The organism is Cysteiniphilum halobium (genome assembly GCF_003574425.1).
In the GTDB taxonomy this organism is placed as follows: Bacteria; Pseudomonadota; Gammaproteobacteria; order Francisellales; family Francisellaceae; genus Caedibacter; species Caedibacter halobius.
Genome location: NZ_KZ984539.1, coordinates 1 through 13,539, shown reverse-complemented (window position 1 = coordinate 13,539; position 13,539 = coordinate 1). Strand labels below are relative to the sequence as shown.

12 protein-coding genes and 1 riboswitch are annotated in these 13,539 nt (G+C 37.3%); of the genes, 5 read left to right on the top strand and 7 right to left on the bottom strand.

Annotated features, from left to right (window positions below; genetic code table 11):
• The first annotated feature begins 228 nt into the window (after positions 1 to 228).
• The 4 genes from ribF to DNK85_RS00050 all read left to right on the top strand — a co-directional run.
• Positions 229 to 1,167: a bifunctional riboflavin kinase/FAD synthetase gene (ribF, locus tag DNK85_RS00065; protein ID WP_119327551.1), complete on the top strand. Its 939-nt coding sequence runs from the start codon at positions 229 to 231 to the stop codon at positions 1,165 to 1,167.
• Between the two features lie 121 nt (positions 1,168 to 1,288).
• A complete protein-coding gene (ileS, locus tag DNK85_RS00060) occupies positions 1,289 to 4,096 on the top strand; it encodes an isoleucine--tRNA ligase (RefSeq protein ID WP_119327550.1) in 2,808 nt (935 codons plus the stop codon).
• The gene (gene lspA / locus DNK85_RS00055) at positions 4,083 to 4,562 is read left to right on the top strand and encodes a signal peptidase II (protein ID WP_119327549.1); all 480 of its coding nucleotides are present in this window, start codon (positions 4,083 to 4,085) and stop codon (positions 4,560 to 4,562) included. The genes ileS and lspA overlap by 14 nt, the downstream gene beginning before the upstream one ends.
• Positions 4,563 to 4,716: 154 nt before the next feature.
• On the top strand, positions 4,717 to 5,949 hold a 1,233-nt coding region (locus DNK85_RS00050; protein WP_235842330.1), incomplete at its 5' end, for an ATP-binding protein.
• A 105-nt stretch (positions 5,950 to 6,054) separates the two neighbouring features.
• On the opposite strand, the gene DNK85_RS00045 is transcribed toward DNK85_RS00050, so the two are convergent.
• The 7 genes from DNK85_RS00045 to DNK85_RS00010 all read right to left on the bottom strand — a co-directional run bounded on the left by DNK85_RS00045 (position 6,055) and on the right by DNK85_RS00010 (position 11,931).
• Positions 6,055 to 6,372 carry an addiction module antidote protein gene (locus tag DNK85_RS00045; RefSeq protein WP_119327547.1) on the bottom strand — a complete coding sequence of 106 codons (318 nt, stop codon included), beginning with the start codon at positions 6,370 to 6,372 and terminating at the stop codon, positions 6,055 to 6,057.
• Positions 6,365 to 6,694 carry a type II toxin-antitoxin system RelE/ParE family toxin gene (locus DNK85_RS00040; RefSeq protein ID WP_119327546.1) on the bottom strand — a complete coding sequence of 110 codons (330 nt, stop codon included), beginning with the start codon at positions 6,692 to 6,694 and terminating at the stop codon, positions 6,365 to 6,367. Before DNK85_RS00040 ends, DNK85_RS00045 begins: the two co-directional genes overlap by 8 nt.
• Positions 6,695 to 6,995: 301 nt before the next feature.
• Positions 6,996 to 7,424 carry a 6,7-dimethyl-8-ribityllumazine synthase gene (gene ribH / locus DNK85_RS00035; RefSeq protein ID WP_119327545.1) on the bottom strand — a complete coding sequence of 143 codons (429 nt, stop codon included), beginning with the start codon at positions 7,422 to 7,424 and terminating at the stop codon, positions 6,996 to 6,998.
• A gap of 2 nt (positions 7,425 to 7,426) precedes the next feature.
• On the bottom strand, positions 7,427 to 8,635 hold the full coding sequence (gene ribB / locus DNK85_RS00030; protein ID WP_119327544.1) for a 3,4-dihydroxy-2-butanone-4-phosphate synthase: 1,209 nt from the start codon (positions 8,633 to 8,635) through the stop codon (positions 7,427 to 7,429).
• On the bottom strand, positions 8,619 to 9,227 hold the full coding sequence (locus tag DNK85_RS00025; RefSeq protein ID WP_119327543.1) for a riboflavin synthase: 609 nt from the start codon (positions 9,225 to 9,227) through the stop codon (positions 8,619 to 8,621). Before DNK85_RS00025 ends, ribB begins: the two co-directional genes overlap by 17 nt.
• Complete coding sequence (gene ribD, locus DNK85_RS00020) at positions 9,220 to 10,293, bottom strand: bifunctional diaminohydroxyphosphoribosylaminopyrimidine deaminase/5-amino-6-(5-phosphoribosylamino)uracil reductase RibD (protein ID WP_119327542.1); 1,074 nt, start codon at positions 10,291 to 10,293, stop codon at positions 9,220 to 9,222. The genes DNK85_RS00025 and ribD overlap by 8 nt, the downstream gene beginning before the upstream one ends.
• Before the next feature lie 226 nt (positions 10,294 to 10,519).
• Positions 10,520 to 10,698: riboswitch (FMN riboswitch) on the bottom strand.
• A gap of 60 nt (positions 10,699 to 10,758) precedes the next feature.
• On the bottom strand, positions 10,759 to 11,931 hold the full coding sequence (locus DNK85_RS00010) for an LbtU family siderophore porin (RefSeq protein ID WP_162896426.1): 1,173 nt from the start codon (positions 11,929 to 11,931) through the stop codon (positions 10,759 to 10,761).
• Between the two features lie 191 nt (positions 11,932 to 12,122).
• Between DNK85_RS00010 and DNK85_RS00005 the strand changes: the two genes are divergently transcribed.
• Positions 12,123 to 13,325: an MFS transporter gene (locus tag DNK85_RS00005; RefSeq protein WP_119327540.1), complete on the top strand. Its 1,203-nt coding sequence runs from the start codon at positions 12,123 to 12,125 to the stop codon at positions 13,323 to 13,325.
• The last annotated feature ends 214 nt before the right edge of the window (positions 13,326 to 13,539 follow it).

The following is a 13,539-nucleotide window of genomic DNA, read 5'->3' as shown; positions in this document are numbered from 1 at the left end:
CATCATGTTGAATTAAAAGAAATGGCATTAAAACATCAAACAGACAAATGTTAATTTTCGATGTGTTGAAAGCGTTTGGCATGATCGATTAATTTGATTCAATTCGCTCCAATAAGCAAGCAATAAATACTGTAAAATGGTTTGCGGGTGGTATACAATGCTTGACAGTTTTTAACACCTCGCTTTGCTGTGCACCAAAGCGATTAATTAGGCATAAATAAACTTAACATGCAGCTGTTACGATTTGCAGATTTACACAATAATACAGATCAGATGCCAAGCATTGTTACTATCGGTAATTTTGATGGCATGCATCTGGGACATCAGTATATTATTAAACATGTGCAACAACTTGCTAAAATGAAGGCAGCTAAAGCCACAGTAGTGACATTTGAACCTCAACCCAAAGAGTTCTTTTTAAAAGAAGCAGCACCTTTGCGCATCACACCTTTTCGTGACAAGATTCAAGCGTTTAAAGCATTAAATATCGATAAAGTGCTATGTTTACAGTTTAACCAAAAGCTTGCCATTCTATCAGCGGAAGCGTTTGTAAAAACAATCCTTGTGGCTGGGCTTAATGCCAAACATGTGATTATCGGTGATGATTTTCGTTTTGGTTACCAACGCCAAGGTGATTTTAAGTTACTACAAGATTTAGGGCTAAAGTATGGCTTTACGGTAGAAAGTCTACCGTCCTATACACTAGAGAATATCCGTATTAGCAGTAGCCATATTCGTCAGCTTCTGAGCAATGGGGCGTTTAAAGAAGCAATACACTTCTTAGGACATAACTATTCATTAAGTGGTCGTGTCCATCATGGCGATCAAAATGGACGTAAAATTGGCTTTCCAACGATTAATATTCCGATGCCAACAGCAGTTGTTGTCTCAGGAGTTTATATTGTGAACGTCCATGTGCATAACAAAAAATATCATGGCATTGCCAATATTGGTATTCGCCCAACAGTTGGCGGCAGATTACGTTTATTAGAGACACATATTTTTGATTTTACACATGACTTATACGGGCAATATGTTACGATTGAGTTTTTGCATTTTGTGCGTAGCGAGAAAAAATTTGCAAATTTTGAGGCACTCAAAACACAAATTAATGATGATAAAGTTGCAGCACTTGCATGGCTTGAACAACATACGGTAAAGATATAAAGAGAAAAAGAAATTAGCGTTTCACACTGTTTAAAAAACAGAAACTTTAAAGAACACCCTAGCAGCCGTTGGCTAATGGGATGTTGAAATACAATAAAAATAATGGGTTAAAGGGTAAAACATGGCAGATTATAAAAGCACATTAAACTTGCCGAAAACATCATTTTCAATGAAGGCAAACCTTGCGCAAAAAGAACCAATGCGCTTAAAAAAATGGTATAGTGATGAGGCTTACCAACACATTCGTAAGCACTTTGCCGGCAGGGATAAGTTTATTCTACATGATGGTCCCCCTTATGCTAACGGTGACATTCATGTTGGGCATGCAGTCAATAAGATTTTAAAAGACATGGTTGTGCGATCAAAAACACTCTCAGGCTTTGATGCACCTTTTGTCCCTGTATGGGATTGTCATGGCTTACCAATCGAGCTGCAAGTAGAGAAAAAGCACGGCAAGGCTGGGGTTAAAATTGATGCAAATGCTTTTCGTAAAGAATGCCGTAAATATGCAGCTAAGCAAGTTGAACGTCAAGCAGTTGATTTCAAACGCTTAGGCATTCTAGGCGACTGGGATAATCCGTATCTTACAATGCATTTTGATTACGAAGCAAATATGGTCAGGACCTTAGGAAAAATTATTTCCAATGGACATCTAACCAAAGGCTTTAAACCCGTTCATTGGTGTTGTGATTGTGGTTCTGCTTTAGCTGAAGCAGAAGTTGAATACAAAAATAAAATTTCTCATGCCATTGATGTCAAATTTGCAATTGTTGACCCTAATGCTTGGGCTGAACGCTTTGGTTTAGAAACTTTACCTGAAAACACATCTGTCGTTATTTGGACGACAACCCCATGGACGTTACCTGCTAACCAAGCGATTTCCGTACATAACGAAATCAGCTATGCCGTGGTGAATTTCAATCATGATCAATATATCATTGTTGCAACTGAGCTTACTGAGTCTATTATGCAACGCGTTGGTATTGAAGAATATCACATCCTAGCGAGTGTTTCAGGCGATCAGTTAACTTACTTAAAAGCACATCATCCATTTTATAATCGTATTGTACCAATCATACATGCTGATCATGTTGCTGTTGATACGGGTACTGGTCTTGTTCATACGGCCCCAGCTCATGGTCCTGAAGAGTTTGCTTTAAGCAAGTTATACAACCTTCCTGTAGACAACCCAGTAAACAATGATGGCTGCTATCATAGCAACGTTGAGATTTTTGCTAATGAATTTGTCTTTACAGCAAATGAGCACATCATTGATGTCTTAGCACAACATCATACCCTTTTTAGTTCAAGTACAATAGAGCACAGCTACCCACACTGCTGGCGTCATAAAACACCACTTATTTTCCGCGCTACACCACAGTGGTTTATTAGTATGGAAAAAAATAATTTACGTACACGTGCTGAAGAAACTATCAAAGAAGTCAAATGGGTGCCTAGCTGGGGGCAAAGTCGTATCGAAGCGATGATGCATGATCGTCCTGACTGGTGTATCTCACGTCAACGCACATGGGGTGTGCCAATCCCTCTTTATATTCACAAAGAAACAGAAGAACTACACCCCAAAACACAAGAGATCATTGAAAAAGTAGCAAACGCCATTGAAAAAGGTGGTGTTGAGGCTTGGTTTGATGCTGATGACAGTCAATTCATCGATGAAACCGATACCTATCAACGCGTAACCGACACGCTTGATGTCTGGTTTGATTCAGGAAGCTCTAATGCTTGTGTACTTGAACATCATAAAGACTTAAAATTCCCTGCTGATTTATATCTTGAGGGATCTGATCAACATCGTGGCTGGTTTCAAACTTCACTACTTACAAGCTTAGCACGTCGCGATCAAGCACCATATAAGCAAGTATTAACACATGGTTTTACCGTTGATGCCCATGGTAAGAAGATGTCAAAATCCATTGGCAATGTTGTCTCACCACAGGATGTGATCAATACACTAGGGGCTGATATCTTACGACTATGGGTTGCAGCCACTGATTATCGCACTGAGATGACTGTATCTGATGAGATTCTAAAACGCAATGCTGATACTTATCGTCGTTTACGTAATACTGCGCGCTTTTTATTATCCAATCTAGATGGCTTTAATCCGCAAACTGATTTAGTTGACTTTGATCAATTAGTCGCACTTGATCAATGGGCAATTGCCAAAGCAGACGAGGTGCAACAGAAAATTATTCATGCTTATAATGAATATAATTTCCACGTTGTCGCACAACAAATTCATCATTTTTGCTCGATTGATATGGGTAGCTTTTATCTTGATGTGATTAAAGATCGTCAATATACAGCAAAAGCCAATGGGTTAGCACGTAAGTCAGCACAAACAGCAATGTATCACATCATTCACGCTTTAGTGCGCTGGATATCCCCCATTTTATGCTTTACTGCTGATGAGATCTATGAGGCAATTCCAGGTGAAAAGGTACCTTTTGTTACTTGTGAATGGTATCAAGGTTTAGCCCAAATGCCTCAATCAAATGCACTTGATCTTCCATTTTGGCAAACGATTCAAGAGGTACGTACTGAGTGTAACAAGCTACTTGAAGCCAAGCGTGCTGAGGGTGTGTTAGGTGCCTCTCTTGAGGCTAATATTACACTTTATGCTAATGACACACTATTAGCGCAATTAGCCAAGCTAAAAGATGAGCTGCGTTTTGCCTTGATTGTTTCAGATGCACATATCAAACCATTAGCTGAAAAGCCTGAGTTTGCTCATGACTCAAGCATTACAGGCTTAAGCATTGTGATCGAGAAGTCAAATGCTCAAAAATGTGAGCGCTGCTGGCATCGACGCGAGGATGTTGGTAGTCACAGTGAATATCCTGATATTTGCAGCAGATGTGTTGAGAACATCACCACTGCCCAAGGAGAACTACGTGAGTTTACGTAATAATCAGCTGCGTTGGGTTATTTTAAGTATTATTGTCATTATTATTGATCTTGGCACTAAATACCTGGCTTCTCAGACTTTAATTTATGGTCAACCCGTTGAAATTTTGCCCTTTTTTAACTTAACCTTATTGCATAATTATGGTGCAGCATTTAGCTTTTTAAGCAATGCCAAGACGGCATGGCAATTGATATTACTTTCTGCCATTGCACTGATTGTTATTATTGTGATCTTGGTATGGTTGGCACGTTTGTCTAAAACTAAAAACCTAACCGCCTGTGCTTTGTCACTTATTTTAGGTGGCGCTTTAGGTAATGTGTATGATCGCATGATCCACGGCTACGTTGTTGACTTTCTTGATTTTCATATCAACAATTATCATTGGCCAGCTTTTAATATCGCAGATTCCGCTATCTGTATTGGCGCAGTAATTTTGATCTTGATGAGTTTTAAATCTAAAAAATAATGAAATATATTCAATAAGCATTGCCTGAGCGCCAGTCAAAGTCATTTGTTGTTTTATCCTTACCCTTCGATTCCGCTCAGGAGACGGTAATACACTTGGGTAAATAGTAACACTTACCAAGGTATCATGCGTTAAATTGCAAACTTAGTTTGNNACTAAGTTTGCAATTTACACATTTCATCTGATACCATTCATCTATGTTAGTCTAATGTTATCAATCATAATGTATAAGAGATTACTCACCATTGATACCGAAATGAAAGCAAGTGTTTTCTTATTTGGACCTCGAGGCACAGGAAAAACGCATTGGTTAAAAAACACATTTCCTTCTGCTATTTATTTGGATTTACTGGATGATGCAACTTACACTGAGCTACTTGGCGACCCAAAGGCATTATCGCGCAAAATTCCTAAAGCCTATAACGATTGGGTTATTATTGATGAAGTTCAGAAAATTCCGAATCTGCTTAATGAAGTACATCGCCTGATTGAGCATCAAGATCACCGCTTTATACTCACAGGCTCTAGTGCTCGTGCCCTACGCAAAAAAGGAGTTAATCTTTTAGCAGGGCGAGCCTTAACCTATCATATGCACCCATTAACTGCTACTGAACTTTCAAATGACTTTGACTTAGCCTTTTCTATAAAATATGGAACACTTCCCATGACTTATAGCGTTAATAATCCAGAACACTTTCTTAAAAGTTATATACAAACTTATTTAAAAGAAGAAGTTCAACAAGAGGCATTAACCAGAAGTTTATCTCTTTTCACAAAATTTTTACAAACGGCGAGTTTTTCGCAAGGTGAGACGATTAACTATAGCAATATTGCACGTGAAATTGGTAGCAACCATCAAAGTGTACGTAATTTTTTTGATATTCTTGAGGATTTACTCATCGCTTATCGATTACCTGTCTTCACACATCGCGCAAAACGTGATGTCATAACACAACCTAAATTTTATTATTTTGATACTGGCATATATCGTGCCATTCGTCCCAAGGGAGTGCTTGATTCTGAAGAAGAGCTCTCAGGTGCAGCCTTTGAAACTTTATTTTTTCAACAGGCTAAAGCATTGAATGATTATTTTTTCTGGGGCTATGAATTTTACTATTGGCGAACACGCACACAACAAGAAGTTGATTTTGTTTTATATGGCGAGAGGGGCTTATATGCGATTGAAATTAAGCGCAAAGCCAAACTTACACCCCAGGATTTTAAAGGATTATATCTTTTTAAAAAGGATTACCCCATGGCAAAGTGTATTATGCTATATGGTGGAGATCGAACCTATTATGACAATGAAGTACAGGTCATTCCTTTTGCTACGGCAATTTATTCGCTGGATAAGCTCCTAACTGTAATGGATTGTGATCATCCGTGAATTTTGGACCAAATTATTTGCGACTATAAATTTACTTCAAACCTGATTAAAAAGGTATTCATTAGCCTAGATATTTTTTCATTTATGAGTAGAGTTAATGGAAAGTTATAAAGCATTTACTGATAACTTAAAACCTAATGCTTTCAATATATTGCCAAGTGTTATAAATCTTGGGTTTCCTTTACTGGACAAGACCCTATATAGGTGAGCTCTATCTAATCCAGTTTTTTTTGATAGATGTCCTATCCCACCTTGCGCCTCAACAACATTTTTAAGTGCAAGCATAAAGGCTTGACTATCACCATCATCTTCATATTCTTCAAGTGCGACTTCTAAATAAGCTGTAGCTTCATTTTTATCATGTAAACTTTGAATTAGGTTTGCATGATAATCTGTTGTGTTTTGTGAGATATAGTTATTCATAATGACCTCCTAATTTTAGTTCAAGCCAATATTTATGAGCTAAATTAATATCATTAGATTGAGTTTTCTTATCTCCACCTAGCAATAAAATATAGGTGATATCAGCTTCTTTAGCATAGTACACTCGGTATCCAGACCCAAAAGCTAATCTCAGTTCAAATACTCCATTGCCAACATGCTTATGATCACCTTCATTGCCTAAATATAGACGATCAATTCGTCTACGTATTCTAGCTTTAGTGATTTTATCTTTAATGTTTTCAAGCCAAGTATTAAATGGTTCTTTGCCATCTGGAGTTTTATATATGCGTATATGTTTCATGGTTTAATTGTAGCTTATAAACAACATATAGGCAATTCCTATAACTTAAATTCGACAATAAATCATGCGTAGAATATTGCAACGACTTATTGAGCTTTTTTCCATAGTAATAAATCACTCATTTTAGACCATAAAATAAACGTTCGTTTATCGAGTACTGAAATCTCCAGTCGCATTTAAAGTGATCCAAACCAAAATTATAGTGCAAATAATTTGATCCAAAATTCACGGATGATTACAATCCATCGATTTATGTTTGCAGTTCATTACATATAGTGAGGAAATAACTCAAATTTATGGGTTAAGCGCCAATGTCTTTTTTAAGCTTGATCATATCCAGTGCGGCTTTTAGAGCATACTTACCTTTATGTCCTTTCTCGCCACCAACGCGCGCTAATGCTTGGTCTTTGTTATGCGTTGTTAACACACCAAAAATCACAGGCAAATCATAAGTCATCATCACTTCTTGTGTGCCTTGTGATACTTGCATACATACGTAATCATAATGATCAGTCTGTCCGCGAATAACACACCCTAATAGCACAATTGCATCATACTTTTTGGTCTTAGCTAGCTGCTTTGCAGCATAAGGTAATTCCACTGCTCCCGGTACTTTGTAAACTTTTGGCGTTTTTATCTCCTGGTTTTGCGCCTCTTCAAGCGCACCTGCCAGCAACTTATCGGTAATTAACGCATTAAATTCACTGACAACAATCGCAATCTTTGGCATCTTTATACTCCTTTTATGCTATGGTTTAGTCGTTGTTTTTTGGTTTGTAAATATCCTTTGTTATATTCGTGCACATCAGACTCTGATACTAAAACTTGCACAGCAATATCGGCTTTTTGCAAAGCTTGCACCTTTTCAGGGTTATTTGATAACAATTGGCATGACTTTATATCATAATATTTAAGTACTTGCACCGCATGATCATAACGACGATTATCAACGGGCAGATTAAGCGCTTTATTGGCTTCGATCGTATCCATATGTTCTGTTCGCTGCAGCTCATACGCTTTGAGCTTATTGACAAGCCCAACGTTGCGCCCCTCTTGCTCAAGATAAATTAAAATTCCACCATGCTTAGAAATCTCATGCAATGCATGATGCAGTTGTGACTGACAATCACACTTTAATGAACCAAACAAATCCCCAGTAATACAAGAAGAATGAATACGTACTAACGGATTATCCGCAATGTCTTTGCTCATCACCTTGATTTCACTTTGTGTTACCGGATCGATAAAAACACTCATCTGAAGCTCACCATATTGACGAAATGGAATGATACTACTTACAGCTTTTGTAATAACTTTTTCAGTCGCTAAACGATATAAGCGCAGCTCTGCAATGCTTAATATTGGCAAATCATACTCCAAAGCAAAGCGCTCAATCTCTTCACCTTTCATCATACTGCCATCTTTATTCATTAACTCACACAGAACTGCCACAGGATGAAAGCCTGCCATTTTTACCAAATCAACGCTTGCCTCAGTATGCCCTTGGCGTCCTAATACACCATAATCATTAGCAACTAATGGGAAAATATGTCCCGGGCGACTAATGTCATTTGGATCAACTTCAGGGTTTGAAGCCACTTGAATAGTATGCGCACGATCTTTAGCGGATACACCGGTAGTCACCCCCTCTTTGGCTTCAATAGTGATGGTAAAGGGTGTAGTAAACTGACTTGTGTTTAAATCTGCCGGCACCATTGGATTTAATTGCAAGCGTTTCGCATGCGCTTTTGACATCGCCAAACAGACGATACCGCTGGCATGTTGTAACATTAAATTAATATTCTCAGCATTGGCTAATTGACCTGGGAAAATCAAATCACCTTCATTCTCACGATCTTCATCATCGGTTACAATAATACTTTTGCCCTGTTTTAAGGCATTAACTGCCGCTTCAACGCGTGCTTTAATTCTTTGAAACATGCTGTATTTTCTCCATATAATGATGAATATGTTTACCAATGGGGTCCGCCTCAAGATTTACCTTGGTGCCCACTTGATAATTTTTAACAATCGTGGCATCAATCGTATGTGGAATGAAAGTGACTGTAAAACAATCATCATTCACCTCAATTACGGTAATACTCATACCATCAATAGTGATAAATCCTTTATTCACTAGATATCTTAATATCTCCGCGGGTGCAGAAATAGCGACAAGCCAAGCTCTATCCTCAGGTTTAATGAACTTTATTTCACCAATACCATCAACGTGTCCTTGCACCATGTGCCCACCAATAAAATCATTCAAGCGCAATGACAATTCAAAATTCACTTGAGATCCTACAACTAGCTGCCCCAAAGTTGTTTTACGCAACGTTTCAGGCACAACCTCAAAACTAACTAGCCCATTGACTTTATCCAAATCAACAATGGTTAGGCATACACCATTGATGGCAATACTATCCCCTATTTTACAACTTGATAATTGCGCTGAACGAATAATCAATGTAATGAGCTTATGCCCCAAAACAGAATCTACCACTGCAACTTCTTGTACAATACCACTAAACATAATTACCTCGCGTTTCCTGCTCTTTTCCTAGTTTTTTTATTTTCCCTATACAGTAATAATCCTCATTCAAGAATCCATTTTCTTCAATATTGATAAATTTCTTTTGATTAAACTGAGCAATCACCAATGGCGCGATATAGCTTTGTACCTCATCAACCAACTGTGCCTCAAAAAAAGCATTAAGTACTGTTCTGCCGCCCTCAACCAACACACTGGTAATCCCTCTTTGAGCCAGTATTTTTAATGCCTCTTTAAGATCGATTTCGCCATGATTAAGTGGTACTTCTATGCACTCAACGCCTTTATTTTGTAGATTCTTAAGTTGTTGTTTATCAGCCAAGTTACTGGTGATCACAATACTCTTAGCAACACCGTCATTAAAAAGACTTGCATCAAGTGGTAATTGAGCGGTTTTCGATAACACAATACGCAGTGGCTGTTTAATCAGCTTCGCATCTGAGCATCTGACTGTAAGCTTAGGATTGTCGTTGATAAGTGTTTGACTACCAATCATAATTGCATCCACTTTATTGCGTAGATTATGCACTTGTTGCTGTGATGCTTTATCAGTGATTTGTTTGCTATCTAAAGGGTGAGTAACCATCTGACCATCTAGTGACATACCCCATTTAGCAATAACATATGGGCGCTTATATTGGTGATAATGAAAAAATATTTTATTGACCGCAATTGCTTGATCACACATGAGTCCTGTTTCAACAACAACATTCGCTTGTTGTAAACGCCTAATACCTTTACCTGCTACTTGTGGATTGGGATCAATACTAGCAATAACTACTTTGGCTACTTGTGCTTTGATCAAACGCTCAGTACATGCACCTGTTCTGCCAATATGACAACATGGCTCAAGGGTAACATAAACCGTCGCCCCCTGTGCATTATCCCCTGCTTGATCTAAGGCATAAATCTCCGCATGCTTATCTCCAGCAAAACGATGCCAACCTTCACCAATAATTTGGCCATTTTTCACAATGACACAACCGACCATTGGATTAGGGGAGACGCTCAAAGCCCCACGCTTCGCCAGCATTAACGCTTGAGACATATAAAAATAATCTGCTTGAAACACTTGTAACAATCACCCTTTTATTAATCTACTTAATTTCAGGGACAAGCAAAAGAAATAAACACATGCAAAAGGAAGCATCAAGAATGAGTTCAACATTCAACATTCAACATTCAACATTCAACATTCAACATTCAACATTCAACATTCAACATTCAACATTCTAAAATATGCTACATTTACTTTTTACACAGCTAATGTCATATTACTTCTTCTTTCATCCGGACTATGACCGTCGGCTCTGGCGTCTCACCAGATCTGCTGACCTTTGACATTTATAGCTATCGTAAAATGATTAGAATATCAAAGCGCTCGTGGGCTTTTCTAATGATTGCATTAAAATTTACCACCGGTGGGGAATTTCACCCCGCCCTGAAGAACTAAGGTTGAATTCTACGTTGTTTTAGATAAAAAATCTAGGACTGATAAGCAGTAACCTATGCATTAAAATCTTAAAGTGAGTGAACCTAAGATACCTAAAGAGCCCTTGCCGGAGCCAACAATGGTTTTATTCGTTGATGCTTGATATGCTTGATCTGAATGCCCATATGCTTTGGCATAGCTTGTTTGCACTTGCACTTGTATATAAGGGGTAATGGTGTCTACTAGAGCAACTGTTGCCTGGTATTTTGGCACCAATGTATACAACATGTCTTTTGTATACTCCAAACGTCCAACTGCAATCATGGACTGCTTAAAAAAATTGAAGTGTTTGCCAAACTCAACGCTCAAAGCTAAAGGTCTCGCTCCTGCATGATTGTAGCTTAGATCATCAGTAGAAAATGGTGTTAATGCTGAGATAATGGCATCATAAACATACCAACCATTGTAATTAAAATTACTATAAATCGATGCAGCTGGAACTTTTTTATGTATTGACGTCTGAGAGATAAAACCACCCGTTCCAAAGTTATATTGTAATAAGATTTGATCAGACAATGAATTGATAAAGCTTGCACCTACTAAGAAATGCGACTGATGATATTTAACATCTAAGCCATATCCTAAATATTTATGATTGTTTAGCGTATTTTTCGGCGCAAAGATATAGCCACTTAGTTGCATATGGTCATAGTCTGCAGCAGCCAGTATTGTATATTGATTAATATGCCCAAGTTTTTTAGTAATTGGGCTAATATACAGCTCCGATTTAAAACTGCTAAAATCTAACCATTTCTTACCAAACAAAACCCAATACTTAGCATTTAGTGGTTTTGTTGTGAAATAGTTCTCAGTGAAATCTATTGTATGCGTTACAGGAGTAGGCGTTGAAATATACTTGGTTAAAGAGTGAAAAGTCAACGCATTAAGGAGCTTTAAATCAACATAAAATTTTGTATCTGGCATTTCTCCATAATGTGTCCACACATCTGAACCATTGACTCGATTTAAACCACCAATTAAAAATAGGTAGAAATCAAGTTTTAAATCCTGAATATATTTGTTTGATAATAAAATGGACGGATCTGCTTTTGGGTTTTTATTCCCATTTTGCACAATCGTATTCTCAGCAATTGCCTCATCCTGTATGTCGGAATAAGAGATACGACATAATAAAAGTATACCCATTATCACAATACCAACTATTTTAGCTAATAATTTACATTGGATATTCAATTACCCCTCCGTGCTTTTTAATAATGAAAATTAATATCAATTGAGCGATGGATTCTAACCGGAAAATGCAATAATTTATAAGCGACTTATTCGATATGACTGTTGAATTAATTTCTATGTAAATTGAGTTTGATATATTGCACAATGCCATCTATTGAGAATCATTATCAAAACTATTATCAGACTTATCCATGCCAACTAAACATGTTCGTGTATTATCTTTTGTCTTATTAACCTGGTTTTTAGGCAATTTAAATGTTTACTTTTTTATGCCCTTTTTACCATTGATTAAGCATGACTTTACTGCATCAGCATTACTAACCCAATATGTGATCTCAATTTTTTATATCTGCAAAGCTGCTGGAATGCTGGTTTTTGGCTCAGCTGCTGAAATTATCGGACGAAGAAAAATCATGCTTATCGGGATTTTCATGATTGCAGCTGCAAGTTTTGTTAGCCTTTTTGTAGGAAATATGGAAATGCTACTGATTTGCCGTATGTTTCAAGGTCTTGGCGTTAGTGCAACAGTACTGATGGGAAGGACCATGATTAACGATCTATACCAAGATAAAAAAGCTGCTCGCATTTTTAGTGTCATTATGATTTTAGCCTGTATTATCATTACTTTATTACCTATTTTCGGTGGTTATCTCACACGCTTTGATAGTTATCGCTTGCCTTTTGCAATTATTATGATTTACACGCTAATCATTGGCATTTTTTCCTACCTACTCTTACCTGAAACCAAAAAAACCACACATAAATCAACATTTAAAGTGAGTCATATATTTCGTTACTATTTTTACGTCATCAAAGAAAGATCATTTTTAGCCTTTATTTTATGTACTATTTTTGTCGTAGCTGGCGAATCCGCTTTTGATACAGCTTCGCCGCTTCTTATGATGCAAACATATCACTTCTCCCCCACTGCATATGGCTACTTTGTCAGCATCATGTCAATGGTTAGTTGGTTTGGTATCCTCGGTGCCGGCTTATTGTTAAAACGCTACTCATTAGAAGCGATTATGGGAATAGGAGCCATTGCTTCACTGATTGCCGGCGTTTTGATTATCAGTCTATTTTTCACACCTAATCTTATGCTTTTTGTGATCAGCATGGTTATTTTCTTCTTTGGTAGTGGCTTTATCCTTACTATATTTAATGTTGGCGTTGTCAAAAACCACCAACAAACGATTAGCATCGCATCCTCCGCATCGCTGTTTTTGTACTTCTCATGTTCCGCCTTAGGTAGCTTTATTATTAGCCACTTTTCAACAGCCACTTTAAAACCATTGGCCAGTGCAATGTTTATTTTATGTTTACTTGTTTTTGTAGTATGGGTTTTCCTGATTATGCCTTTGATGCAAACAGATGTGCGTAAAAAACTCTTTTGAATAATAGAGAAATAATAGCAACAGTGGTTTCAAAAAAAGATACCAGCTAATTATTGAACCATTTTAAAATTCATATAATATGGCGCATCGCTGATTTGTGCATCGCACAATCACAGGGGATAAATAATATAAAATACAGAAGGCTAAGGTATTAATAAATGAGAAAAAACATATTGAATATAGCATTGTTAATAAACGCCATGTTCAACTTTTT